Source organism: Pauljensenia sp. UMB6358, from assembly GCF_030216865.1.
GTDB classification, from domain to species: domain Bacteria; phylum Actinomycetota; class Actinomycetes; order Actinomycetales; family Actinomycetaceae; genus Pauljensenia; species Pauljensenia turicensis_A.
Map to the genome: position 1 here is coordinate 73,732 of NZ_JASOMS010000005.1, position 25,769 is coordinate 99,500.

Sequence of the window (25,769 nt, forward strand, 5' to 3'; positions counted from 1 at the left end):
ACCCCTCTTGTGCAATACGCAGACCAGTCCCTGGCGACACACTCAGCGTCCACGCGCCCCTTGGCTCACGAAAAAGAAACCACTCGGATGGATAAGTTCCGTGCGTGGTTTGTTTCTCAGGCCCGCTATTCGCCGGCGCGTCTGGCTCTGGGCATTTTCGCTCTGATCATTGCGGTCATCACGGGGCTTCTCTGCTTACCTTTTGCGTCCGTGTCAACGCGTTCGGCATCGTTCGTTGACATTCTTTTCACCGCGGTTTCTGCCGTGTGTGTGACAGGTTTAACGACCGTTGATACAGCCACCCATTGGACAGTGTTCGGTCAGGTCGTCATTGCAATGGGCATCATGATCGGTGGCTTGGGCGTGATGACCCTGGCGTCGATCCTCGGTTTTGCCGTTTCACGTCACCTGGGTTTGACGCAAAGAATGCTGGCCGCCCAGGAAACAAAGTCCGACGGCCTCGGCCAAATCACGGGGCTGTTGAAGGCTGTTATCGCAACCTCACTTGTGGGCGAGTTGCTTCTTTTCCTGGTTTTCCTGCCACGTTTCCTGACCATGGGTGAAGGCGTTCTTCACTCGCTATGGGAAGCGCTTTTCATGGCGATCTCAGTGTTCAATAACGCGGGATTCGTGATTCTAGTTGGTGGGCTTGCTCCCCACGTTTCCGACTGGTGGATGCTGGCTCCGATTGCTTTAGGTACCTTCACCGGCGCCATTGGTTTCCCCGTCATCCAGGATCTTGCTCACCGTTGGCGCACCCCGCAAAAGTGGGCGCTCCACACGAAGCTGACCCTGTCGGTCTACGTGTCCTTGATCTTCATTGGCGCTGTCCTTTTCGCATTGACGGAGTGGACAAACCCGGAGACGCTGGGAGCCTTGCCTGTTCCCAGTCGTATCTTGAATGCGTTGTTATCCGGTGTGAATACACGTTCCTCGGGATTATCCGCGGTTGACGTTGGGGTGATGCGCCCGCAGACGCACTTCGTTCAAGACATCTTGATGATGATCGGTGGTGGCAGCGCATCGACGGCCGGTGGCGTGAAGGTGACGACTTTCGCCATCTTGGTACTCGCCGTTATCGCCGAGGCTCGAGGTGATCAGGACATCGAAACCTTTGGCCGTCGCATTGCTCCGTCGGTTGTCCGCCTTGCTGTTGCCGTCTCGCTGTTGGGGCTGGCAATGGTGGCCGTTTCCGTTGTTATTTTGCTGAGCCTGACGAACTATTCGCTGGACACGATTCTGTTCGAAACAATTTCTGCCTTCGCAACAGTTGGCTTGTCGACAGGCATTACGGCGACTTTGCCTCCACTAGCGAAGTATGTCTTGATCGCCCTGATGTTTGCCGGCCGAACGGGGTCGATGACGGTTGCTGCAGCTCTGGCTCTTCGTGAGCGTTCTCGCGTGATCCGCATGCCCGAGGAACGCCCAATTATCGGCTAACGTTGCCTGATCGGCCACCGGGAAAAAGAGGGCCACGAAGGTGCGGCCGGCCTCGTCGCTTGGTGCGAACGGCCACCTACCTGCCCGCCCACGCCGCGGCCTGTCTGCCCCATACCCATTGGAAACAAAAACAGGGCATAATTGCGCCATGGCATCAGATGACATCAAGGACCTTTCGTCCGGCACCCTGGCTATCGGATTGGGTCGTTTCGGATCGGCAGTTGCGGTCACACTCGACAAGCTGGGATACGAGATCCTGGCAGTGGAAAAGAACCCCGCTCGCGTTCAGGCGTTCGCAGGCAGGTTCCCACTGGTGGAGGCCGACGCAACGAGTATCGAGGCTCTTGAACAGCTAGGTGCTCGCGATTTCCGCGCTGCCGTGGTTGGCGTCGGCTCGTCCTTGGAAGCGTCCGTGCTCATCACAGCAAACTTGGTTGACATGGGGATGCCGTCGATTTGGGCGAAGGCAACCTCGCGTGAACACGGTCGAATCCTGCGTCGTATTGGCGCTCATCACGTCATCTATCCCGAGTTTGATGCCGGCCAGCGCACGGCTCACCTCGTTGGTGGTCGCATGATCGACTACATCGAGATGGAGAAGGACGGCTTCGCGATTATGAAGTTGCGTCCACCAAAGGAAGTGCACGGTTTTACGTTGGCCGATCTGGATCTACGAGGCCGGTATGGCGTGAATATGCTCGGCTTACTCAGGCCGGGAATGCCGTTCGAGTACGCCGATGCAACGACCCGCATTAATCCCGAAGACGTCATCATCGTATCGGGCGATGCGCGCCTTCTGGAGTACTTCGCGAACCGTCCATAAAGTCGCATCACTTCAGCGGGTTGCACCACGTCATGTGGAATTGCAATCGGGTTTCTACACGGTGGGCTGTAGCGTTGTCCTATGGCTAAGGAAAAGATCAGCTACCGATGCACCGACTGCGGGTGGACTTCACCCAAATGGGTCGGCCAGTGTCGCGAGTGCCAGGCGTGGGGAACAGTGGAAGAGGCCAGCGCGGGTGGCGCCATCGCTGGTGTTGCCACGCCGGTTGCACCCAGGGTTCTTGCCCGACCTATTGCTGACGTTGATTCTGCTCAAGCCCAGTCTCGTCCAACAGGGGTGGGGGAAGTCGACCGCGTCTTGGGTGGGGGCATTGTTCCCGGTGCGGTGATCCTTCTTGCCGGGGAACCGGGCGTTGGTAAATCAACACTTCTTTTAGACGTTGCCGCACGCGCCGCGCGGGATTCAGGGAAAAAGGGGCCGGTTCTTTACATCACGGGTGAAGAATCATCGTCGCAGGTGAAGGCTCGCGCAGAACGCATTGGAGCGATTCACAATGATCTTCTGCTCGCCGACGACAATTCTCTGCCGACCATTTTGGGGCACGTGGATGCGACTTCTCCTTCGCTTCTGGTGGTTGATTCGGTTCAGACAATTCAGTCTCCACAGGTTGATGGTGGCGCGGGTGGTGTCGCGCAGGTACGCGCTGTTGCCGCTGGGCTGATTCGCTTGGCTAAGGAACGAAACCTGCCGATTCTTCTGGTTGGTCACGTAACAAAAGACGGCGGGATCGCCGGCCCTCGCGTCCTTGAGCACCTTGTGGATGTGGTGTGTCAGTTTGAGGGCGAACGCCATTCACGCCTACGCCTATTGCGGGCAGTCAAGAACCGCTACGGACCAACTGACGAGGTCGGTTGTTTTGAACTGATCGATTCTGGGATCCGCGCTCTGCCGGATCCTTCCGGATTGTTCTTGTCACAGACGTCGCGTGATGTCCCAGGATCGTGCGCGACCGTGTCGCTTGAAGGCCGACGCCCCATGCCGATCGAGATTCAAGCTCTTCTTGCCCCTAGCGCGGGCGGATCTCCCCGGCGCACAACATCGGGCGTCGACCATTCGCGTGTTTCGATGATCTTGGCGGTGGCACAATCGCGATTGGGGCTCGATTCGTCTTCCTTAGACGTGTATGTCTCAACCGTTGGTGGAGCCAAGACAACTGAGCCCGCCATTGACCTTGCTACCGCCATTGCGATCATCTCGGCTTTTAAGGGCACTCCCCCACGGGAGTCACTCGTTGCGATGGGTGAAATCGGTTTAACCGGAGAAATCCGAGCATGCACCGGACTTGGGCGTCGCCTCACGGAAGCCACTCGCCTGGGGTTCACAACGGCGATCATTCCCGCACAGGGAAGCGAAGATTTGCCACCAATCGAGGGAATGACCGTGTTCACCGTCTCTGATCTTTCAACAGCCATTCGTGTTGGTCTCCCGTAAAATTTCAATAGATACTCGATAAAGGAAGGCCCGAGCGATGACAGACGATTCTGTAACTCTCCGTGAAGCCCTGCAGGCTGTTGCTCCAGGCACAGACCTCCGCGAGGGACTTGAACGCATTAAGCGTTCGCACACAGGGGCGTTGATCGTGCTCGGATACACGCCTGAAATTGAAGCCATGTGTTCGGGCGGCTTCGATCTCGATATTCCTTTCAGCGCCTCGCGTCTTCGCGAACTCTGCAAGATGGACGGCGCTGTCATCTTGGACAAAAACAACTGGCAGATCCGAAAGGCGAACGTCCAGTTACTTCCAGACCCGTCGATTCCGACGGAAGAATCCGGTATGCGCCACCGCACGGCTCAGCGTACCGCCCGCCAAACACACTTGCCTGTCCTGTCGCTCTCGGCGTCGATGCGCATGATTTCCATCTACGTTGGACCTCATCACCACTTGGTTGAAGAGCCTGAAGCTCTGCTGGCGCGCGCAAACCTGGCCGTCGACACATTAGACCGCTACTCGCAGCGTCTTGACGAGGTCCTCCAGACTCTGACCGTTCTTGAGATGCGCGATTCTGCGACCGTTCGCGATGTCGCAACCGTTATGCAGCGCATGGAAATGATCCGCAGGATCACATCCGAAATTAATGGTTATCTTGAAGAACTCGGTTCGGAAGGTCGACTACTTGCGCTGCAGCTTGATGATCTGATCCGAGGCTCTGCATCCGAACGTGCGCTGGTGATGCGCGATTACATTCGCGATCAAGCAAATGTTGCTTCGGTCGAAAAGCATCTGTCGGATATGCCCAGTGAAAAGCTCGTCGACCTGGCAGTAATCGCTAACGTTCTTGGCCTGTCCGTCTTTGAGGTCGCTGACCTCGACCGTGAGATTCAACCTCGTGGCATTCGTTCGTTGTCGTTGGTTCCGCATCTTCCGTGGAGCGTCATCAAAGCACTGACCACCCACTGGGATTCATTCGCATCTCTACGTGGAGCTTCCGTGGACGAACTCCAGAGCATCGAAGGAATCGGCCCCTACCGCGCACGCTTGATTCGTGACAGTTTGGAACACCAAGCCCAGGTTGCCGCAAACGGAATTGTCGGCTGGTAATTCTTCGAATTGAGCACTACTCCAAACTGCATAAGCCCTCTGGTGAAGTAACTGTTGAACCGACAGACTTTTCAGCTTCAGTTCATTCTGCGAGGTTTTCTCAGGCTTGACGATCCTGCTGAGCCCTACGCAGCAGGATCCGGTTCGGGGGCAATCACAACAAACGCACTCTTATCCGTTACCGAGCGAGCTCCCACATACAGCTGAGCGTTATAGGTTCCCGCAGCGGCAACCGGTGCCGAACTGGTTTCTTCACCCTCAGCAAGCTCAACGCATCCGCCTAAGTGATGACGCCCATCCCACGTGATACTGGTAGCCCATTCAAGGTCAGGGGTCAATACCAGCTTCGTCGCCGTCTCATCGAACGCAGAACACTGCGCTGAATCATAAATCAGCTGATCACCACTGGTGATCTTGAGTGAAACCTGCCCGAAGGTTGTCCAGCAGGAAATATTTCCCTCATTTTTCACGATAACACTGACTCCCTCGCCAGCGCCCTCATTCGTATCCGTCGTCGATGCCTGATACTTAATCGCGGCCGAAGTACAGCGAGGGATCGTCACCGAATCATCGGCAGCAATAATCCCATCCTTGGTGACCTTATCGGTTGAGCGAAGACGAATCTCACCATCACCAGATTGCACCGTCTCTTCGGTGTACACCGAAATCGACTGAGGTCCTTCCACCTGCTTCTTCGTTGCATCCGTTGCCATTATGACGAGCGAATAGATGCCCCACCCAAGCAGAGCAATAATCAGAAGAAGACCCGTGCCCGTGATGATACGTCGCGGCCAGAGATTCACTTTTTTCACGCGCTTCTTCGCAGGCTGAGGCCGAGGTGCTGTGGAAGATAAGCCCATCGCCGAATTCCTCCTTATGAAGTAAAAGCAGGCAAAAACGTGTGGTTCGTCGAATCAGGCGGGGCTGACATTCGGGCTGTGATGCTCCGGATCATCGTCAGCATCGATGACGCACCAGCGTTCAACGATAACCGCACACACGCACCAAATGATTCCCGCAACGGCGCTCAACCCAGAAATCACAGCATTGGCAACCATTGCTGGAGCCCCAATACGCGCCATCGAAATGAGCATGAGAGCGATAAGCGTACCCGTGACGATTGATGAAACATACGCGCTGGCGCGGGCTGCCACGGCGATACGCAACGCATTGAGCGCGTTCACCCAGGTTTTACGGTGAGCAAGATAGCGCTTCACATGAATACCCGACCAGATCAGCATGAGTGCAAGGAAAAGTTCAAGCACCATGATCATCGGAGTGACTTCAAGTGGAGTGCCCCCCATGATGACAACACCCATTCCGATCACGCCCACCAAGAGCAACGCAATGATTGCGTACCCAATCAGACGAGGTAACGAAACGGGTTTCATTCACTCACCCTGATCTTTAGTCAGTGGAATGTGTCCAGTTGAAGAGGGACGAACCACAAGCTTGCGGATGATCGATGTCTTCGTTACTTCAGAGTCATCGATCGGACCGCGAAGCGCATCTGCCGGTAGCTGAGGATCAACGATTGAACGTCGCTGAACGGCCCCAGATGACGAAAGAGCATCGACGGGGCTTGGTTCGTCAACAATACGTACCTCACGATGAGCGAAATCCCAACTCGGAAGAGCACGTGACGTCGGCCGAACCTCACCCTTGCGAGCGTTTTCAGGCACACGATCTTCGGTCGGGTTCAGTTCTTGGGCTTCGTCACGCGGGAACAGTGGGAACCACTTCAGTGAGCGTCCAAACCCCTGCAGACGATGGGAAGACGTCGACTTGGAAACAGGTTCTGACTCCCGGCCAGCCTCTTCACCCGCTGATGTTTCTTCGTCGTCATGAACGTCTGCATCAGCATCCGCAACAGATTCTTCCTGCGCATCCACGTTAGGAGGAATAGAAGCCTCGTCGCTCATCTCGACGGGCGATTCCGATTCTGTTTCGTTCCCTTCGACCAAGTTGTCCTGATCAAGCATCACTGGATTATCAACGTCCAGCTCAGGCACCTCGACGATATCGCCAGATTCTTCCTGGTACTGAGTGTCAGCTTCGTCCTGCTCAGCAACGGTTTCTAAGGCCTCGTCGGCCCGGCTCAGCGACCACTTGGCCCACAACGCGTTCCAGAGTTTGTCATCTGCTCCCTTATCCGGTTGCAGATTCACGCGAGAGATAGCCGGCATACGGTCAAGACGAGTCTCTTCACCTTCAAGAGTCGGAGGAGCAGCTAACGCGACCGACAGATCCGACAGATCCAAGTCATACAAGCTCGGAACACGTGGCGTCTGAGACTCAGCATCAACGCCAACAGCAGAGTCCTGCCGAAGCTCAGACTCCGATTCAGGCATCGCGTCAGCCGAACGTGTCTCTTCGAGATCCACAATCGAAGAGACACGAGCAGACGAAGTAGCATTCAGACACTCATCCGACTCAGCGATCACGGACGCTGGGTCCATCAGCCAATCTTCAACCGCGTCAATGATGCCATCTTTGTCCGAGGCATCGTTGAAAAGCTTTTCAACTTCCACCCCATCAAGCTGGGCCGAAGAATCAGCCATCAGCCAAGGAGCGAGAACAAAAGCACGAGAATGCGCGCGAATATGCGGAAGAACAAGCACGCCATCGTCGTATGAAATACCCGCGTAATCGACAATGTCAATGTCCAGCGTGCGCGCACCCCAGTGCTCGCTACGTTCGCGCCCAGCTGCGTCCTCAAGTTCGTGGGCAACGTCGAGGACCTCGCGCGGGGTCAAATCTGTATCAACCAGTACGACAGCATTCCAGTAGTCACTCTGCGGCTCCTGGTTCTCGTTCAAAACAGGAAGTGTGCGTAGGATCGGCGATACGTTCACAACGTCGAAACGCGCATCATCAATCAACGCTTCGATTGCCGAAGCGAAGGTTGACGGCACGTCACCAATATTTCCGCCCAATGCCAAGACCACTCGGACGGGCGATGCCGGACAATCCTCACCCTGATCGGCTACCTCGTCTACCTCGGAATCAAGGGCAAGGACAGGAACCAAAGCCGAAGGTCGCGGCGAAGAAGAATCCGTGTCCACGACAGACGCCGATTCGCTCAGGTTCGCGAGCCGATCATCATCGGCCATATCACCGCCAGTAGCGACTGAGCCGGGGTGGCCGGCCTCGTCGATAAAGGAACGATCCCGGGCAGAATCTGACACGCCAGCTGACGCGGACACATCAGGAGACGAAGATGCAGATGACGGCACAGCAAGCGGAACCTGCCCGCGACGAACCGTCACCGACACATCCACAAATGGCTGTTCAAGCGGGGCCTGGGGCTTGTGAACCGTCACTTCAACGCCGAGGACGTGAGCCAAGCGCAAAAGACGCCTCGCAATCGCATTGCCGAGGGTCTCGATCAGCTTCACGGAGGGACCTGAAACAATCGACGTGATTTCATCCGCGACCAGCGCATACGACACAGTGTCGGCGATATCATCTGACGATGAGGAAGCGGACGTATCCACCCACAGGGCACAGTCGACGATAAACGGCTGGGGCGCGTCATGCTCGAAGTCAAATACACCGTGAGCAGCCTCAACGTTCAGACCACGCAAAGTGATGACGTCAAGCGGCGAGCTCATCGCGTTTCCTCATTTCCTTCACGCATCATGGCAACGTTCAAGCCAACGTTGTGAACGCGAACCGCCCACACACTGTTACGCATGCACGTCACACTGATCCGACCAGTTTCTTCATCCATGTCCCGCCCAGTCGCTTTGATGAAACGCTTACGGGACGCACCGATAAGAATAGGGTAGCCCAGTGCGGTCAGTTCCCCTAGAGAACGCACAATCTGCCAGCATTGTTCGTTCGTCAGCGAGAATCCGAGACCGGGATCAATGACAATCGCATCACCACTCACGCCGGCATCCAGAGCCAGATCAACCTGGTGCATCAGACGCTCCGACAGTGTTGCCATCAAGTCGGAGCCGTAGTCGAAATGTTCACCAGGCATTCCGGGAAGCGCACGATAGTGCTGAAGAATGAAACCTGCCTTCGTATCCGCAACAACCGAGAGCATCTGCGGATCCCAGCCACCACCGGACACATCGTTAATGATCAGCGCCCCAGCTTCCATGGCACGCACCGCGCTCACAGCGTGCAACGTATCAACCGAGCAAACGATCCCATCTTCAGCCAGCGATGAAACGACGGGACCAATGCGTTTCCACTCTTCGTCCGTATCGATCCGCGTTGACCCGGGAGCCGTGGACTCGCCACCAATGTCGACCAGCGCAGCCCCTTCGGCGATCATCTGGTGCGCATGTTCGATCGCGGCATCCACGTGCGCCCATTTCCCGCCGTCTGAAAAAGAGTCGGGAGTGACGTTAAGGATGCCCATGACCAGCGTGTTTTCGCCCCCAAGCGTACGGCCATCAGGCAGAAGCGGACCGCGGAGATTCACGAACGATCACCTCCAAGGACGAGAGCCATCATCTCAGCGCGTGTCGTTCCGTCATTCATGATTCCGCGCAGTGCACTGGTAACAGTGGAAGACCCGGGCTTCGTGATGCCACGCATGGACATGCACATATGCTCTGCTTCCATAACGACGATGACTCCCTGGGGGCAAAGGACCTCGTCGATGGCGTCCGCGATCTGCGCGGTCAGGCGTTCTTGAACCTGAGGGCGACGCGCGTAGCCTTCGACGACACGTGCGAGCTTCGACAGGCCAGTGACCTTGCCACCGCACGGAATATAACCGACGTGTGCACGACCGTAGAAGGGGAGCAGGTGGTGTTCGCAGATAGAGTGGAAGGTGATGTCGCGGACTAGGACAAGTTCGTCCGTTCCCGCCTCAAACTGAGTACGCAGGTAGTCGCGCGGATCTTCTTCCAAGCCAGAGAGCATTTCACGCCATGCGCGCGCCATCCGTTCAGGAGTACCTGCCATACCTTCGCGCGTCGGGTCCTCGCCGATCGCAATCAGCAGGTCGCGCGACGCTTTTTCCACGCCGGCCGCGTCGTACGCCATCAGTTCTCCCCTGCTTGGCTTTCGTTCGTGGACGAGGCCGGGGCCTCTTCAACACGGTCAGCTTGCTGGGCCGGCGCAGTGGGAGTCTGAGCCGAGGGAATACCCACGGGGTTACCCAAGCGAGCACCTTCAATAGCGGCATCCGCGCCGTAGTTCCAAACGGGGCGCTCATCCTGCTTAACGACATCCTTAAAGATTTCAGCAAGCTGAGCTTCATCCAGGGTCTCTTCGTCCAGTAGGCGCTGGGCAAGGGTGTCCAAGACATCGCGGTTCTTGGTCAGAATCTCCCATGCTTCGCGCATAGCGCCATCCAAGAGTAGGCGAACTTCATCGTCGATGATGCCAGCCATCTCGTTAGAGTAGGGGCGAGCTTCAGAGCCACCGCCGTGACCGAAAGCTTCGGTGTCGGTGGTGCCAAGCTTGACCAGACCCACGCGCTCAGACATACCGTAATCAGTGATCATGGCGCGTGCGGTCTTGGTGGCCTGCTGGATGTCGTTTGCCGGGCCCGTCGACGGATCGCGGAAGATGAGTTCTTCGGCTACGCGACCACCCATTGCGTACACCAGTTCATCGAGGAGCTGGTTGCGCGTGTGGTTGAAGCGGTCTTCGGTCGGCATGACCATGGTGTAGCCGAGCGCGCGGCCACGCGGAAGGATCGTCACTTTCGTGACTGGGTCGGTATAGCGCAACGCTGCGGCGCAGAGTGCGTGACCACCCTCGTGGTAGGCGGTAACAGCCTTGTCATGGTCATTCATCACGCGGGTGCGCTTCTGCGGGCCGGCAATCACGCGATCGATTGCTTCGTCAATCGCACGATTGTCGATCAGGTCCGCGTTCGAGCGCGCTGTCAGCAGGGCTGCTTCGTTCAGAACGTTGGCCAAGTCAGCGCCGGTGAAACCAGGGGTGCGCTTCGCGATCTGACGCAGATCAACGTCGTTGGTCATGGGCTTGCCACCAGCGTGGACCTTCAGGATGGCTTCGCGGCCCTTCAAGTCGGGAGCTTCAACAGCGATCTGACGGTCAAAACGACCCGGGCGAAGAAGAGCCGGATCCAGAATGTCAGGGCGGTTCGTTGCAGCGATCATGATGATGTTCGCACGCTCGTCGAAGCCGTCCATTTCAACCAGCAACTGGTTCAGAGTCTGTTCACGTTCGTCGTTGCCACCGCCAATGCCGGAGCCACGATGGCGACCAACTGCGTCGATTTCGTCGACGAAGATGATCGCGGGAGCCGCCTTCTTGGCGCGCTCGAACAGGTCGCGAACACGAGATGCGCCGACGCCGACGTAGAGTTCCATGAACTCCGAACCGGAGATTGAGAAGAATGGGGCGTGCGCTTCACCTGCGACTGCCTTGGCCAGCAGGGTCTTGCCGGTTCCGGGAGGACCGTAGAGCAGAACACCACGCGGGATGCGTGCACCAACCTTGTGGAACTTGTCAGGCGAAGCCAAGAATTCGCGGATTTCTTCGAGTTCTTCGACGGCCTCGTCTTCTCCGGCAACGTCAGCAAAAGAGATGTCGGGGCGTTCCTGGTTAAATTCCTTTGCCTTGGATTGGGCGAATCCGCCCATCATCCGTGAGCCGGACAATCTGGACATCAAGAACCAGAAGGCGAGCATCAGGATCAGGATGGGGATGACCATCTGTAGGACGGCAGAAATGGCTGACCCCTGGGGACGAATGGCGTTCCATCCCTTTACGGGGGCCTTTTCAGTGACCGTGGTAAGAATCTCTTCGGTCTGGGTGTACGAGTACGTGAAGTAGACGTTCTTACCCAGATTGCGAGTCCTATCCCCCAGGCCGGTGGCCTCGTGTGTGTAGTCCTGCGTCAGCGTCAGGTTGACCTGCTGGGTGCCTTCGTTCAGGACAACGCGTGACACGGTTTCACCCTTGAGGATTTCGAGGCCCTCGGACGTGTCAACTGCGCGCGGTTGGAAGTACTGCCAGAGGAACCATCCACCGATCATGAAAATCATGAAAGGGACGATGATTCCAGTCCAGCGAACTCGCTTCTTCTTTGCCTTTTCAGCCACAAGTTTCCTTTGAAGTAATGCGATAGATCAGTGTGAGTACACGAACGGCTTGAGCGTTCCAACGAACGGCAGATTCCTGTACTTTTCGGCGTAGTCGAGGCCGTATCCGACGACGAATTCATCAGGAATGTCGAAACCGACGTAGGAAACTTCCACGTCAACCTTCATTGCTTCCGGCTTGCGCAGGGCGGTGGCGATCTTCACACTCTTCGCGCCACGCGATTCAAGGTTGGTCTTCAACCACGCAAGGGTCAGGCCGGAGTCGATGATGTCTTCAACGATCAACACGTCGCGACCATTCACATCGTGGTCTAGGTCCTTCAGGATCCGGACAACACCCGACGACTTAGTACCACTGCCATACGAGGACACGGCCATCCAGTCCATTTCCAGCGGAGTGTGCAGTTTGCGTGACAGGTCAGCCATCACCATGACAGCGCCACGAAGGACACCAACCATGAGGATTTCTTTGCCTTGATAATCCGCGTCAATTTGCGCGGCCATTTCGCTCAGGCGCTGGTCAAGCTGCTCTGCCGTGACCAGAATTTCCTGCAGGTCGTCGCCCATATCCTGTGCGTCCACGTCATCTTCTTTCCGTGAATGCGCCCCCAATTCGAGAAGCGCCCTACCATCAAGATTGCCACATGTGCCCGCCTGACGCGATCCATCACGTTCTTTGTCACCTTAGGGCGAACGTGCCACTGAGGTTCGACGCTAGTGAGTGCGAAGAAATGGGACGAGGCTGGCCCCATTTTCTTTATCTTTTAGCCGAAAAATGGCCAGTGAGGGCACCTCAATTTCCTTCTGACCGTGCCAATTCACGACAAGGTTGTCGACGCGATCAATGTGGGTCATAGCGAGCTTTGATTCGTCAGCTCCACATTCGATAAGGAAGCGTCGAATGATGCGGGTTCTGACAGCTTGCGGAAGTGATTTCAAAGGTTCGACTGTAAGAGCCACCGTTTGAGTGTGCGCCTCGGGATACGTGTGGGTGGCCTCGTCGATGGGGGAAAGCGAAACGGGGCGCTCTAGCGTCACTTTCACGCGCGCCCACTCCCTATCAGCCCATTGGTTCAGAGCATCATCGTCACGCGCCACAAGGGTCGCCGTGCGCGCTAGGGCAAGCGCAGGGTCACTACCGAGCGCCTCCCCCAGTATCGGAATCGCACGGTGACGCAGAGCAGATCGGCGAAGAGGAGACCCGTCGGCGGCTTTCCAAGGACCATCGGGATAGTTCGTCGGATCATCAACAAAGCTAACTGCAAGCGCCTGACAGGTAGCGATCGTGTCGGCTCGACGCAGATGTAGCAGGGGACGAATCCACCTGATCCCCTCGCGGTCGGTCGCATCTTGACGCATCGCACGTAGCGAATGTGCTCCCGAGCCTCGTCCCAGGCGCAGGAGAACCGTTTCCGCCTGATCGTCCAATGTATGCCCCAGCAGAATCGGAGCATCGTAGGAACGCGCCACCCGCGCGAGCACCTCACGACGCGCCTCGCGCCCAGCACCTTCAGGACCTCCTTTATCCGCGAGCGCGACCCGCACAACGCGGGAGTCGGCTCCATAGGATCGGGCAAGGTCTCCGACGGTACGTGCCTCGTCAGCTGATTCCGCGCGAACTCCGTGGTCGACAGTCACAGTGACAATGTTGAGTCTCAAGCGGGAGGCACAATCTAGGGCACACAAGGTGAGCGCCAACGAATCGGCGCCACCGGACAAGCCGATGACAACAGCGGAGCCCGGCTGGAATTCCTTCAAACACGCCCAGACGGCACGCGATACTCTGCCGAGTCCGCCACCGGGGTTTGGGCCGATACGCGACGAAAGAGAGGGTGTTTCAGCCAACGCGCATAGTCCACACGTCAGGGTTTGCGCATTCGTGAGCCGAAGGAACGTTCGCTTCGTCTTCAACCAGTCGCGGCAAATGCCCACCGTGGATGATGAATCGAGCAAATTCTTCAATACCGTCACGGCTGGGATTGTCAGGCATATGAGTGTTCTGGTTCTCGTCGGTTGGCTCGCCAACTCCGACGTAGTCAATCAGGGAACGAACAGAGACACGAGGCCCGTGACTGCGCAACCACTCTACCGAGGACAGGTCCTTTGCCGTCAGAGTGTCCATACATGCGTCGACAAGAGCGTCAGCAAGCAGGAGTCGTTCAATGAAAACGTCCAGCCCACCATCCGGTTTCCAGAGGAAGGGAGCGGCGCTCAAGATGACGCCATAGAGACCCGCATGCATATTGACCCACTTACACCATTGGGACTGATCCAAGGAATAGCGGTAGGTGCGTTCCAAAACGTTGGGAGCCAGCAGAACACGCGAGCTGGTTGTCGGATCCCACAGGGCGGTCGCGTGCATTGTGAGCGTGCGGGTAATCCTTGCCCCAGTGACAACATCCATCAGAGATTCGTTGGGCATCGACGTGTCATAGATCCTGGCGACCATTGAGGCGAAGGTATGACGATCAACCACATAGGTCGGCTGATTGACTACACAATCAGCCGCTTCGTCTAGTCCGGTCAACTTGGCAAGCCTGCGATCTGCCCACCCGGTTGCTTTCTTCAGCATCGCAACACACGTATAGGCATTCGACGAGTGAGTCGCCGGGCCAGCATAGGACAAGGCATTCATCACGGACGCCATAGCGGACGCGCCAAAAGGTACCTGCATGCCCCCAAGTCTAAAAGGAAAGTGCTGTCCCGACCTTTTAGTCGGAGAAACGTGCACGGGCGAATAGAGGAAAGGTGGTGCGGGCACACGTCCGGCGTGTCTCAGAGCTACGGCATCACTCCTCAGGGCCACACGGCCTGGCGCGTCAGAGAGCTGCAAGTGCGCCGACGAACTTATCCAACGCGGGACGAGTGTTCGCAGCTGCATCGTCAGGAACGTTCTCCGTGCCGATCACGTAGACCAGCAGTCGCCCGCTGGAGGTCGACACGATGCCAGCGAGGGTCGAAGCCGTCGACAGTGAACCAGTCTTGGCCTGTGCGTTTGCCCAGGCGGCAGAGTTGGACATACGACGTGTCATCGTCCCGTCAAGGCCGGCCCACGGCAGTGAACGGACCAGGTCAGCCGTGCCACCCGACCCCATAACGGACGATTGGATGACATGTGCCAGCGTGTAGGGGGCTATTCTGTCGTTGCTCGACAGGCCCGAGCAGTCGTCTAGGCGCAGCCCGTCAATAGGATGCCCCGCGTTCGCGACAGTGGTGGCAAGAGTGGCGGCCGCTCCTTGGTACGAGGTCTCTTGTCCTGCGGCGGATGCACTCAATCGACAGTATTGGTCGGCAAGCGTGTTGTCAGAGTTGTGAAGCATCCATCTGACCTGTTCAGCGACCGTTGCTGAGTCGATTTCTGCGATCTTCTGCGCCCCTTCGGGGGCAGTGGCAACAGAGCCTAGGGTTGTCGCGATTCCGGCCGAATACAGGGCGTTCGCGAACACCTGCGCGACTTGCGCTTCGGGGTCAGCAAAGAAGGAGTAGGCGTCAGGCGCTGTCCTGCCAGCATCGATGGCCATCGCCCCAACATGTCCCTCGAATTCACCAGCACCCTGAGAAATCCAGTCTGAGAGATAGTCGGGGCCGACAAACGGATCGGCTTGCCAGTAGAGGGTGGTTGCGCTCACCCCAGCTTCGGCCAGCCCCTTCGCGGTTTCGTTTGCCAGATCGACGAGGCCGGCTCGCCCATTGACCTCACTGGCATTCGAGGGGCCGGCGCCAAGAAGTAGATCCCCATCGGAGGACAGGTAGATGTCTGAGCCTTGAAGCTGAACGCGCGTCTTCAACGTTGAGGAGGGATCAAGGGTGTTGAGTGCGGTAAATGCTGTCAGAACTTTTGTGATTGATGCGGGAGTGTGCCCTTGGTTTGCTCCAGCATCCAGCAGAACTGTGCCCGTTTGCGCGTCAAGGACGCTTCCCCATGTCGTGTAGTGGCCTTCGCTGCCTGCTCGGGTGACAGAAGATGCCCAGGCGGCTGCGACAGCGTCAGGAGATACTTCAGCGCCTTGCGAGAGTGTTGCCGGCGAGAGGGATTGGGGTTGTTCAGCGGGAAATCCAGGAATCGGAGCCGCTTGCACATCTGACGACGTTTGCGCGGCCGACGAGGCACTATCACCAATATCGGCACTGTTGCACGCAGCAAGACCCGCAACTAGGCCTACAGCGCATACAATCACACCAACAGTCCTGTGACGCATGGATCTCCTCGAGGTTAAATACACTGGTTTCAACAGTAGCGTTTCGGGTAGCAGGCAGGCGGTCCGACACCCATAGGGCCGTCTCGATAATGAAGGAGCTCACCATGATGGAATTCGACGTGACCATCGAAATTCCCAAGGGGAATAGAAACAAGTACGAGATCGATCATGAGACCGGGCGTATCCGTCTGGATCGTATGCTCTTCACGTCGACGCGTTATCCGGATGATTACGGTTTTATCGATGACACCCTCGGCGAAGACGGCGACCCCCTTGATGCGCTGGTTCTGCTTGAAGAACCCACGTTCCCCGGTTGTGTGATTCGTTGCCGTGCTCTGGGTATGTTCCGTATGCGCGACGAAAAGGGCGGTGACGACAAGGTTCTGTGTGTCCCCGCATCTGACCAGCGCGCCTCATGGCGTACCGACATCGATGATGTGTCGGAGTTCCACCGCCTCGAAATCCAGCACTTCTTCGAGGTCTACAAGGATCTTGAGCCCGGCAAGAGCGTTGAAGGCGCTCACTGGGTAGGTCGTGAAGACGCCGAAGCTGAAATCCAGCGTTCCTATGATCGCCTCACGGCAGCAGAAGACCACTGACCTTCCCTGAACCTCAAGAGGGGCGGGAATCGAGTTCAACTCGATTCCCGCCCCTCTTTTTGGATGCTCTGAGCTTCCTTGCGATACCTCGATCAGAATGACTGGTATCAGAAGCGCACGACGTACGGCATGAGCTGATTCCAACCCCAGATTGAGGTGATACGGACACTACTACCCGGAGCCGGTGCTTCGATCATGCTACCGCCACCTAAGTAAATGGCAACATGATAAATTCCGGACTGCGAACCGTTGGTCGACCAGAACAGCAAATCACCGGGTTGAGCGTTATTGAAGGACACTTTGGTTCCGTAGTCGTACTGCGACTTGGAATAGTGAGGAAGATAAACACCTGCTGATGCCCACGCAATCTGAGTGAGACCCGAACAGTCAACACCACCTCGTGACGCCCCACCCCATACGTAGGGGACGCCCAGGTAGCTCTTCGCTGTTGCGATAGCAGTCGATGCACCACCGGAGCCGGGGTAGCTGACTGGCGGTTCGTATGACGGTTCCGGAGTCCACGACGATGAGCCTGACGCCGCCGCTTCAGCTTGGCGAGCTGCTTCACGTCGCGCAGCTTCCTCGGCCGCTGCACGCGCCGCAGCTTCGGCGGCGGCTGCGCGTTCTGCTTCAAGGGCCGCTTCGCGTTCTTGGATCAGTTCGACCGTGGTGTTCTGCTTGCGGGCGAGCTCAGCAAGGTAACCTTGGCGGGTTGCCTCAGTGGTTTCTTGAAGAGCGAGTGCCTTCTGGGCACTCGCCTGCGCAGCTTCAGTGCGTCGCTGTACTTCAGTCGTTGCTTCAGTTTGTGCAGCAACTGCTTCGTCGGCAGCTTTCTGCATGACGTTGGCGACCTGTTGAAGGGCAGCAACGCGTTGCATCTTTGCGTCAGCTGAAGCGGAGAAAGCTTCGATTGATGCCTGCTTGGTTTCAACGGTGCGCAGACCATCCGCGTTCACGTAGGGGGCAAGGGCATCCATTTCGGATCCGCCATCGCGGTACGCAGTCTGTGCGACTGAGGCAATTTCTTTCTTGCCCGCTTCGAAGTTCGCTTTTGCTTCATCAGCATCAGCTTGCGCTGAGCTGGCAGTGTTCTTGGCTTCTTCGAGAGCTATGTTGGCTGCGTTGAGATCTTCTGCTGCGACCTGGGCGGCCTGAAATGCTTGATCGGCTTCAGTCTTCACTGATGCAAGGCGAACTTCGATCTGAGCCACTGAAAGCTTGGCAGCTTCTTCTTCTGCCTGCGCGCGGGCGATGTCCGCTTCTGAGGGGGCAGCTTGCGCCATTTGTGGGGCGATCAGCGCCATGCTGGCAAGCAGAACCATTGCTCCTACACGGAAGCGGAGACGCTGCGAACGTCTTGACTGGTTGAACACTACTTCACCTGTCGTCGGGAACATATACGAGCATCGTCATCAGACAGTGCACCTGTGGTGAGAGTAGTCACTCTTAACAACAAAAGCAACACCTGCAACTATTTTCACATCTTTCCCATTTACAACATTGACAACATCAGCAACATATTTGGTCATCATCTCGCCCCCGCGTCATACAAGTCCTTGGACTGAACAGAGCGCTTTTTCTCCTCTTAGGCGGACACGTGATCTTACGGATACCTCGCTGACTGCGGGTCAGTCACTTTCAGCACCAGCACTAAAGCGCGCCGAGCAAGTAGCACACCGCTTTGCCTTGCGCCTCAACCGTCACGTTGACAATGCGCTCGCAGCCGCAAAGGTCGGCCTCATCCAGCGCGCACTGACGGGTGATGCTCAGTTTTCGACCGAGCCGCACCGTCAAATCCCGTCGCGCGTCTCCGTTTTTGCGCAGTAAGTCCTCAGAATGACGCACACCTTCCCGCCCACCAGGAAGTCCTGCCGGACTTGGCGGAACCTCGTAGGGTTGTCGTATGACTGACGAGGATCTCGAGACACGCACACTTCACACTCGTGAAGCGGCCGCGGACAGTGAGCACCTAGAGGGTCTCGCCGCTTCAGATGGGGAACCCACCTATGACGTGATGAGCCCCTGGGGCGAAGAAGGACCAGCTCCGGTTGGCCAGTGGCGCACCGACATCCTGGGGCCGGCTTATCAGTCACAGACGATCGAACTGATCGCAGATGCCGAGGGCGACAACGTGGCAACGCTGGTGAAGTATCTTCCCCACCGTGACCCAGATGTCAGCGAAAATGCGAAAGCATTCCCGAAGAGCGTCACCCTGTACCTACACGGGCGCAACGACTATTTCTTCCAGACTGAGCTGGCGCAGACGTTCGCCGAAGCAGGTTCCGCTTTCTATGCGCTTGACCTGCGCAAATACGGTCGTTCACTTCGCCCCTGGCAAACGATCGGCTACACGGACAACCTGAATGTCTACGACGAGGAGATTGGCGAAGCACTCGACATCATTGCCGAAGAGAATCCAAATCTGCCCCTGATCCTGTCGGGACATTCAACGGGTGGTTTGATCACAACGCTGTGGGCGCATCGCCACCCTGGCGCGTTCGACGCGTTAGTTTTGAATTCAGCGTGGTTAGAAATGCAAACGCTAGCAAATCTACGGACGACGGTTGCGCCTGTCCTAGAACGGATCGCGCAACGCAACCCTCGCTGGGAAGTTCCCGGTGGCGGTGGCCCCGGCTTCTACGGGCGTTCACTGACTCAAGGCTGGGCAACCTCCGGTCTGACTGTGCCACAAGCGTGCGCAGACAATCCCGACGATCCAGCGGTGAAGGGCTGGGAGTATGCGCTGGCCTGGAAGCGCCCGGAGTCGTATCCGATTCCCGTCGCATGGTTAGACGCAATCTTGGATGGCCACAACACGGTCGAAAACGACGTGCACCTGTCATGCCCGGTTCTGTCCATGATGTCGACCTCGTCGTACACGGGCGAAGAATGGTCAGAACGCATCTTTTCCTCTGACGTTGTCTTGGACGTCGAGGTGATTGCTGAACGCTCAATGAATCTTGCTGATTGCGTGACGATTGCTCGTTTCCCAGGCAAGCACGACCTATTCTTGTCCGACCCGGATGTGCGCGCGAATGTGCGTCAAACGATGAAACGTTGGATCGGAGCGTTCGTCACGCCCGTTGAGTAAACCAACCGGCAACTAGGCCGTGAGCGGTCAGATACGGGTCATCGCCCGTGTTTCCCCATGCCCGAAGAAGCGGGAACGATGCGGTATTCGCGGATCATTTCGCGATTGACCTCTATAAGGGCCTCGGCAAGTGTTGGTCCCGCAAGGTCAGCGATGTAGAGGTTATTCCAGGCGTCAGAAAAGTTGGGAAGAAGCTCTTCAAGCTCATCGACGTCGTTCCACTGTCCAAGCGCGCTTCGAATCATGCCATCGACACCAAGTTGAAGGTCGGACGGCACCTTGAACGTTGGAGGGGCAACAAGGGGAACTGCCTGGCCGATAATCGCTCCAAGAATAGGAAGAGTCGATGCGGTGGCATCTAGGATCGGCACTCCATCTTCACGAGCTTGGCGAATATCGTCGGGTTCAACGAAGCCACGTTCATCTTTAGTTGCCGGGGCATCCGTAACGATGGAGTCGAAACCATCCGCGTCGTCTGTTTCATTAAGGTTGGCGCGGACTCCCCCGGCAACAAGAGCAAGTGCATCGTTGACAAAGTCAGAGACACCAGCGTCGAGCGTCATTTCGATTTCTTCGGGTGCAGCAATGAATTCCGCGTCGTCTGCCGGTTGATCATTCTCAGGTGCCTGTTCCAATGCTGACGCATCATGGCCGGAGTCATCGAGGGAAGCCGTGATTTCACTGATGCCTTGGGAGCCTTGGGACAACAGGGCTGGCGAGTGCATGTACAGGCGCGAGCCAACGGGCACAACATCAAGGAAAACGCGTCCATTGGACATCACTCGAACCTGAACCTCGTGAACTTCCACGCCAGAATTCGCCAGAACGTCCAGAGCGGGGCGAACCTGCGGATCAATTTCGCCGGTAACAACGATCAAGCGCGGGCCCGCACCCGGCGACGGTGGCATAGCGTCACGGAACTGCATCCACCCATGACGGAACGCGTCAAGACCACCGTCGTATTCGCGCGCCAAGTCACTCCACGACAGGGCAGCAGTATCCGCCAAACGCGACAGAGAGCTAATGAGGGTGTCTGAATCAAGGTATGTAATCACTTCAACACTGACGACTTGCCCCGTCGCATCGAGGGCAGTCAAGCGTTGAGAATCTTCGTCTTCTTCGTAACCGCGAACAATATCCCGCCAAGTAATTGGGAAAAGCGGGCGGGAAACAATCTCCAAGACCTGCCCACACACAGCGTCGATAACGTCGCCAGTCAAACCAGAATCCAATGGGCGCCCAAATTGCGCAGGAACCAGACGACCGTTGTCGAACTCGAAAAGAGCCACTGGCGTTTCCTCCCTGGATTGACCGGACATATCGCCTTGCCGAGAAAGGCGACAGTGTCCCCCTATTGTTTCACATCTGGCAGGCGCATAACACTGCCCAAAAACTAGGGGCTCAATAAGAATTACGGCCTATGCTCCCCCTCAAATTCAGGGCCTCATCACGGACTGTTCCACGTGGCGAACACACAGATTCACGCATTGGCGCCAAAAAGTATGCGACAAAGCAGTGAAAAGGCTAGCTCATGCGAAGATTCACCTATGAGCGTCACGTGGGATCCAGCCCCTACAACCGGGCATTCATCAACGCCGATCGATCCTGCCCCGAAGAATGGGACGGCAACACGGCAAGCTGCGGTAAGCCAGATCGATCCGGAGTTTCTGCGGGCTCTGACCGAAGCGGTCGACGGCGATATAGATACGTCGACGGGATCTCGCGCGCGCTTTTCCACGGATGCTGGCCTGTACCGCATTCCACCGTTGGCGATTGTGTTCCCGAAATCGATCGAGGATGTCGAGGCAACGCTTGCCGTGGCGCGCACCTTCGGCGTTCCGGTGACGACGCGCGGTGGTGGCACATCCTGCTCCGGCAATGCTGTTGGCCCAGGTCTCATTATCGAATTCACCCGCTATTTGAACCATGTGGTCAGCATTGATCCCAAGGCAAAGACCGCTGTCGTTGAGCCCGGATGCGTGCAGGCAACTTTGCAGGCCGCGGCGGCCCCTTTTGGGCTACGTTTCGGTCCTGATCCGTCCAGCCAGAATCGCGCGACGATCGCGGGCATGGTTGGCAATAACGCGTGTGGCCCACATGCGACCGCTTGGGGGCGTACGGCTGACAACATCGTGTCCCTCGAATGCATCGACGGGCTGGGACGTCGATTCACGGCAACCACCGAACATGCCCCCGATATTCCCGAAGTTCCGGGTCTGACAGAGCTTGTAGATGCGAACCTGGCATTGATCCGCACTGAGCTTGGCACCTTCGGCCGCCAAGTATCCGGCTATTCGCTGGAACATGCGACGCCGGAAGGTCACCGTAATCTTGCCGCGATGCTGGTGGGCACCGAAGGCACACTGGTCACGATCCTATCGGTCACGGTTCGCCTTGTTGACCTGCCAACGTCTCCCGTTTTGGTTGTCCTCGGCTATCCGAACATGATCGACGTTGCCGACGACGTGCCCGCACTTTTGGAGCATCATCCTCTGGCGGTTGAGGGTATGGATAAGCGCCTCGTCGATGTTGTTCGCCAGCACCGAGGCCCGGGCACTGTCCCCGAACTGCCGCCGGGCGAAGCCTGGATGATGTGCGAGGTCGGCGGAAGCTCGCCAGAGGATTCTCTGGAACGCGCTCACGCTTTGGTCGCGAGCGCCACCACCGACTCGGTCGCGATTTACCCGCCGGGTGACGATGCGGGTCGCTTGTGGCGTATTCGCGCTGATGGTGCCGGTCTTGGTGGCCGTACGCCGTTTGATCCGGCGTCCGGCACAGGCAATGAGCAGGGGTGGCCAGGATTCGAAGATGCCGCGGTTCCGCCCGCGAAATTGGGCGCGTACCTGCGTGATTTCACTGCTCTGATGGATGAGTTTGACATTGACGGCCTGCTCTACGGTCACTTCGGTGACGGCTGCGTCCACGTTCGTCTTGATTACCCATTGGACACTGACGAGGGTGTCGCCCACACTCGTCGCTTCTTGGAGCGCGCGGCGACCGTGTGCGCGAAGCACGGTGGGTCTGTGTCGGGTGAGCACGGTGATGGTCGCGCTCGCACAGAGTTGTTGCGCTTCATGTATTCGCCGGCAATGCTGGACTTGTTTGCACAGGTGAAGGCTCTGTTTGATCCGCGCAACATGATGAATCCGGGTTTGTTGACTGCACCGATGAGCCCGACCACCGCAACCGAACGTCGCCACGCTTTAGGTGACGCCTATTCACTGAAGCCGGCCGCTGTTGCTGTCTCGGCTTCGCGCGTTGATCCACAGCCGGGCGTTGATCTGGTGGATCATTTCCTTCGTCGTCCCGCAGCACGTTCGATGCCCGCCGATGGTGGCTTCGCGTTCTGCGAGGATCACGGCGATTTCACGAACGCGATTCACCGTTGCACGGGCGTGGGCAAGTGTCGCGCGGGTATTTCGGGGACGTTCATGTGCCCGAGTTGGAAGGCGACGAAGGACGAGAAGGACGTGACTCGAGGCCGCGCCCGCACCCTGCAGGATGCGGCGAACGGCCAGTTGATTTGGGCGATTGATTCTCCGGAAGTCCTCGATGCCCTCGACCTTTGCCTGGCATGCAAGGCGTGCTCCTCGGACTGCCCGGCGGGCGTCGACATGGCGAAGTACCGTTCGGAGACGCTGTTCCGCCGTTACCGCGGAAAGGCTCGTCCGTTGTCGCATTACACGCTGGGCTGGTTGCCACGCTGGACGCGCCTGACGGCATCAATCCCCGGTTTGGCAAAGGTCGGCAACGCACTCCTCGACGTGGATGCACTACGTCGCCTAGCGTTCGGACTGATCGGGTTGGATTCGCGGCGTCCGATGCCACCTCTGCAGTCGGGCACGTTCTCGCGCTGGGCACGTAAGCGTGGCACACGTTCGATAGTGCCGTCCGCTCTCTCCCCCATTGACGAGGCCACCTCCACGTCTAGCGACCAGCTGTCGCCGGGCGGAGGCCGACCGACCTCGTCAATAAGCGAAACTGGGAAATTGGCGACGCCCATTTCCCCCACGGACCCGGCTGGCCATCGTTATGCGGTGGTGTGGGCGGATTCCTTCTCGCAGACATTGGACGACACGGGCGCACGCGCTTTGACCGAGCTACTGGAAGCGAACGGCTTTTCCGTGATCGTAGCGCCGGACGTCTGTTGTGGTCTGACGTGGATTACGACGGGCCAGCTGAAGGGAGCAAAGAAGCATCTGGCAACTCTGTTGGACACGCTCGCGCCATTCGCGGCGAACGGCATCCCGATCGTGGGTGTGGAGCCGTCGTGTACTGCTGTTTTGCGCGATGACCTGCTGGATCTGTTGCCGGATGACCCGCGTTCGGCGATCGTCTCGAAGAATACTGTAACGCTTGCTGAGCTACTGGCGACCGTCCCGGATGAACAGTTGAACCTACCAGACCTGAGCGGTGTTGAAGTTGTGGCTCAGCCACACTGCCACCACTACTCGGTCATGGGGTGGGACGCGGATCGCGCGCTACTGGATCGTCTGGGTGCGACGGTTACTCAACTATCGGGATGCTGCGGTTTGGCCGGCAACTTCGGCATGGAGAAGGGACACTACGAGGTCTCCGTCGCGGTTGCAGAGCAGTCGTTGCTACCTGCGCTCAGCGAGCACCCGGATGCCGTGTACCTGGCGGATGGATTCTCCTGCCGCACTCAGGCCGGCCAACTCGCCGAGCGCGGCGGCGTCCACCTCGCGACCCTCCTCGCGTGCGGCCCGAAGGCCGACTGAGCCCTCCCGGCGGAGACACCGACGCGCTCCCGGACTCAGGCCGAGCTCTTGGAGGCGGAGGCGATACGCAGGATCCACGTCGATCGAGACGAGCCTTCCGCGACTGTTCCTGGGGCACTTCGAAAGCGGCACGCAGGGGAGCCTACTATAACGGGAACGAGAACGCCCTTCGGACGAATCGCGAGATCAGGGCGCGGATCCGCCCGTTCCTCGAGCCCCTTTCGGCACCCACCCCGCCCCCTCGGAGAAGGCAATCCCGTCCCTGCGCGCGACGACGCTCTCCCACCGGGTCGAGAGCCCCCTCGCCCTCCCCCAGACGTCCAAACGGGTACCGTCGACGCATTCCTCCCCGGCGACGAGGAGGGCCGTTGAAAGCGCCTCCGCCATGACTCCCGACGCGCAGATCACGCTCGCCTGGAGAACGCCCGATTCGCTCGGCCGTCCCGTCCTCGGATCGAAGGTCTCGTGGGCGAGCGCCTCCGGGAACGGGCGACCGGCGTCGAATGATGCGGGCGCGTAGTCGCCCGAGGTCGACAGAGCCGATGAGGAGGAGAGCTCGACGCTGCCCGTCCACTCATTCTCCGCCGCGCCCGGCTCCCGCAGGCCGACCGTCCACGGCCTCCCGTCCCACCGGCGTCCGAAAGCGGCGATGGACGATGTGCCCAGGGAGACGAGAACCCCCTCGGCGCCGGCCGCCACGACCGCGTCACGCACCGCGTCGGCGGTCGCCCCTTTCGCGATGGCGCCGAGGTCGAGGGCCGGTCCCCTCGACGGTGAGGCTCCCCCGTTCACGGCCCGCGCGAGACGCCAGCGAGCGGCCTCGTCGCGTTCCAGGAGCGCCGGATCGCACGAGCGGAGCGCCCCGTCGATCTCCTCCTGGGACGGGGCCTCGGGCACGCGCCCGCTCGCGAGGAAAGACCTTCGAGCACCCTTGACATCCCACAGGCGCGCGAGCGCCCCCGCCAGCGGAGTGAAGGCCCCACCGGTCGCCTCCGACAGGGCCAGAGAATCGAGGAGCAGCGAATCCGTGCGCGGATCGACTTCGCACCACCCCTCGCCGGAGTTGATCCGCGAGACGTCCGAGTCTGGGCGGAAGACGGACCACAGCGCTTCGCGTTCGGCGACCAGTCGGCACACCCCGCGCGTGATGTGCGGAAGATCCCCGCCCGCACCGATGAGGTCAACGCGCGTGCCCATCGCCGGGAAGGAGACTCGCCAGGAACGCGCGCCCCCGCCCTCGCCGACCTCGAATTCGACGAGCGGACGCTCCCCCAC

Annotated in this window: 21 protein-coding genes and 1 pseudogene; 8 read left to right on the plus strand and 14 right to left on the minus strand. The window is 58.3% G+C overall.

Translation table 11 applies throughout. From position 1 onward, the window contains the following. Nucleotides 1–87 precede the first annotated feature (87 nt). From QP381_RS04965 to disA, 4 genes are all read left to right on the plus strand, one after another. Complete coding sequence (locus QP381_RS04965; RefSeq protein ID WP_131367607.1) at nucleotides 88–1,440, plus strand: potassium transporter TrkG; 1,353 nt, start codon at nucleotides 88–90, stop codon at nucleotides 1,438–1,440. 148 nt (nucleotides 1,441–1,588) lie between these two features. After that, nucleotides 1,589–2,263 (plus strand): potassium channel family protein, encoded by a 675-nt coding sequence (locus tag QP381_RS04970; RefSeq protein ID WP_040318363.1) that lies wholly within the window; start codon nucleotides 1,589–1,591, stop codon nucleotides 2,261–2,263. An 81-nt stretch (nucleotides 2,264–2,344) separates the two neighbouring features. After that, nucleotides 2,345–3,715, plus strand: a complete 1,371-nt coding sequence (gene radA, locus QP381_RS04975) for a DNA repair protein RadA (RefSeq protein ID WP_179370148.1) — start codon at nucleotides 2,345–2,347, stop codon at nucleotides 3,713–3,715. Between the two features lie 37 nt (nucleotides 3,716–3,752). Beyond that, entirely contained in the window at nucleotides 3,753–4,823 is a 1,071-nt protein-coding gene (disA, locus tag QP381_RS04980; RefSeq protein WP_179370147.1) for a DNA integrity scanning diadenylate cyclase DisA, read from the plus strand. A gap of 125 nt (nucleotides 4,824–4,948) precedes the next feature. On the opposite strand, the gene QP381_RS04985 is transcribed toward disA, so the two are convergent. From QP381_RS04985 to QP381_RS05030, 10 genes are all read right to left on the minus strand, one after another. Next, the gene (locus QP381_RS04985; protein WP_179370146.1) at nucleotides 4,949–5,683 is read right to left on the minus strand and encodes a hypothetical protein; all 735 of its coding nucleotides are present in this window, start codon (nucleotides 5,681–5,683) and stop codon (nucleotides 4,949–4,951) included. Between the two features lie 54 nt (nucleotides 5,684–5,737). Further along, the gene (locus QP381_RS04990) at nucleotides 5,738–6,214 is read right to left on the minus strand and encodes a DUF3180 domain-containing protein (RefSeq protein ID WP_006680778.1); all 477 of its coding nucleotides are present in this window, start codon (nucleotides 6,212–6,214) and stop codon (nucleotides 5,738–5,740) included. Beyond that, a complete protein-coding gene (gene folK, locus QP381_RS04995; protein ID WP_179370145.1) occupies nucleotides 6,215–8,437 on the minus strand; it encodes a 2-amino-4-hydroxy-6-hydroxymethyldihydropteridine diphosphokinase in 2,223 nt (740 codons plus the stop codon). Continuing rightward, nucleotides 8,434–9,261, minus strand: coding sequence for a dihydropteroate synthase (gene folP, locus QP381_RS05000; RefSeq protein WP_179370144.1), 828 nt, complete (start codon nucleotides 9,259–9,261; stop codon nucleotides 8,434–8,436). The genes folK and folP overlap by 4 nt, the downstream gene beginning before the upstream one ends. Beyond that, nucleotides 9,258–9,830 (minus strand): GTP cyclohydrolase I FolE, encoded by a 573-nt coding sequence (gene folE / locus QP381_RS05005; RefSeq protein ID WP_006680775.1) that lies wholly within the window; start codon nucleotides 9,828–9,830, stop codon nucleotides 9,258–9,260. Before folE ends, folP begins: the two co-directional genes overlap by 4 nt. Beyond that, nucleotides 9,830–11,809, minus strand: a complete 1,980-nt coding sequence (gene ftsH / locus QP381_RS05010; RefSeq protein ID WP_103632698.1) for an ATP-dependent zinc metalloprotease FtsH — start codon at nucleotides 11,807–11,809, stop codon at nucleotides 9,830–9,832. The genes folE and ftsH overlap by 1 nt, the downstream gene beginning before the upstream one ends. A gap of 84 nt (nucleotides 11,810–11,893) precedes the next feature. After that, entirely contained in the window at nucleotides 11,894–12,448 is a 555-nt protein-coding gene (gene hpt / locus QP381_RS05015; RefSeq protein ID WP_219585621.1) for a hypoxanthine phosphoribosyltransferase, read from the minus strand. A 132-nt stretch (nucleotides 12,449–12,580) separates the two neighbouring features. Further along, complete coding sequence (gene tilS, locus QP381_RS05020) at nucleotides 12,581–13,711, minus strand: tRNA lysidine(34) synthetase TilS (protein ID WP_181002144.1); 1,131 nt, start codon at nucleotides 13,709–13,711, stop codon at nucleotides 12,581–12,583. Then, nucleotides 13,704–14,540, minus strand: a complete 837-nt coding sequence (locus QP381_RS05025) for a hypothetical protein (RefSeq protein WP_181002143.1) — start codon at nucleotides 14,538–14,540, stop codon at nucleotides 13,704–13,706. The genes tilS and QP381_RS05025 overlap by 8 nt, the downstream gene beginning before the upstream one ends. 145 nt (nucleotides 14,541–14,685) lie before the next feature. After that, nucleotides 14,686–16,065, minus strand: coding sequence for a D-alanyl-D-alanine carboxypeptidase/D-alanyl-D-alanine-endopeptidase (locus QP381_RS05030; RefSeq protein ID WP_285068011.1), 1,380 nt, complete (start codon nucleotides 16,063–16,065; stop codon nucleotides 14,686–14,688). A gap of 107 nt (nucleotides 16,066–16,172) precedes the next feature. Between QP381_RS05030 and QP381_RS05035 the strand changes: the two genes are divergently transcribed. Next, the gene (locus QP381_RS05035; protein ID WP_040318497.1) at nucleotides 16,173–16,664 is read left to right on the plus strand and encodes an inorganic diphosphatase; all 492 of its coding nucleotides are present in this window, start codon (nucleotides 16,173–16,175) and stop codon (nucleotides 16,662–16,664) included. 107 nt (nucleotides 16,665–16,771) lie between these two features. Here QP381_RS05035 and QP381_RS05040 read toward each other — a convergent pair whose 3' ends face one another. Beyond that, nucleotides 16,772–18,061: a C40 family peptidase gene (locus QP381_RS05040; RefSeq protein ID WP_285084210.1), complete on the minus strand. Its 1,290-nt coding sequence runs from the start codon at nucleotides 18,059–18,061 to the stop codon at nucleotides 16,772–16,774. A gap of 289 nt (nucleotides 18,062–18,350) precedes the next feature. On the opposite strand from QP381_RS05040, the gene QP381_RS05045 reads away from it, so the two are divergent. Together QP381_RS05045 and QP381_RS05050 are read left to right on the plus strand one after the other, a co-directional pair. Then, nucleotides 18,351–18,491: a hypothetical protein gene (locus tag QP381_RS05045; protein WP_285068012.1), complete on the plus strand. Its 141-nt coding sequence runs from the start codon at nucleotides 18,351–18,353 to the stop codon at nucleotides 18,489–18,491. A 76-nt stretch (nucleotides 18,492–18,567) separates the two neighbouring features. Beyond that, nucleotides 18,568–19,755: an alpha/beta fold hydrolase gene (locus QP381_RS05050; RefSeq protein ID WP_006680766.1), complete on the plus strand. Its 1,188-nt coding sequence runs from the start codon at nucleotides 18,568–18,570 to the stop codon at nucleotides 19,753–19,755. Between the two features lie 38 nt (nucleotides 19,756–19,793). Here QP381_RS05050 and QP381_RS05055 read toward each other — a convergent pair whose 3' ends face one another. Beyond that, a complete protein-coding gene (locus QP381_RS05055; RefSeq protein WP_006680765.1) occupies nucleotides 19,794–21,044 on the minus strand; it encodes a hypothetical protein in 1,251 nt (416 codons plus the stop codon). A gap of 258 nt (nucleotides 21,045–21,302) precedes the next feature. On the opposite strand from QP381_RS05055, the gene QP381_RS05060 reads away from it, so the two are divergent. Beyond that, the gene (locus QP381_RS05060; RefSeq protein WP_285068013.1) at nucleotides 21,303–24,494 is read left to right on the plus strand and encodes an FAD-binding and (Fe-S)-binding domain-containing protein; all 3,192 of its coding nucleotides are present in this window, start codon (nucleotides 21,303–21,305) and stop codon (nucleotides 24,492–24,494) included. 33 nt (nucleotides 24,495–24,527) lie between these two features. Here the strand turns inward: QP381_RS05060 and QP381_RS09675 are convergent. After that, nucleotides 24,528–24,626, minus strand: a pseudogene (locus tag QP381_RS09675) (hypothetical protein); the annotation flags it as partial. Nucleotides 24,627–24,680: 54 nt separating this feature from the next. Next, nucleotides 24,681–25,769 carry an FAD:protein FMN transferase gene (locus QP381_RS05065; protein WP_285068014.1) on the minus strand — a complete coding sequence of 363 codons (1,089 nt, stop codon included), beginning with the start codon at nucleotides 25,767–25,769 and terminating at the stop codon, nucleotides 24,681–24,683.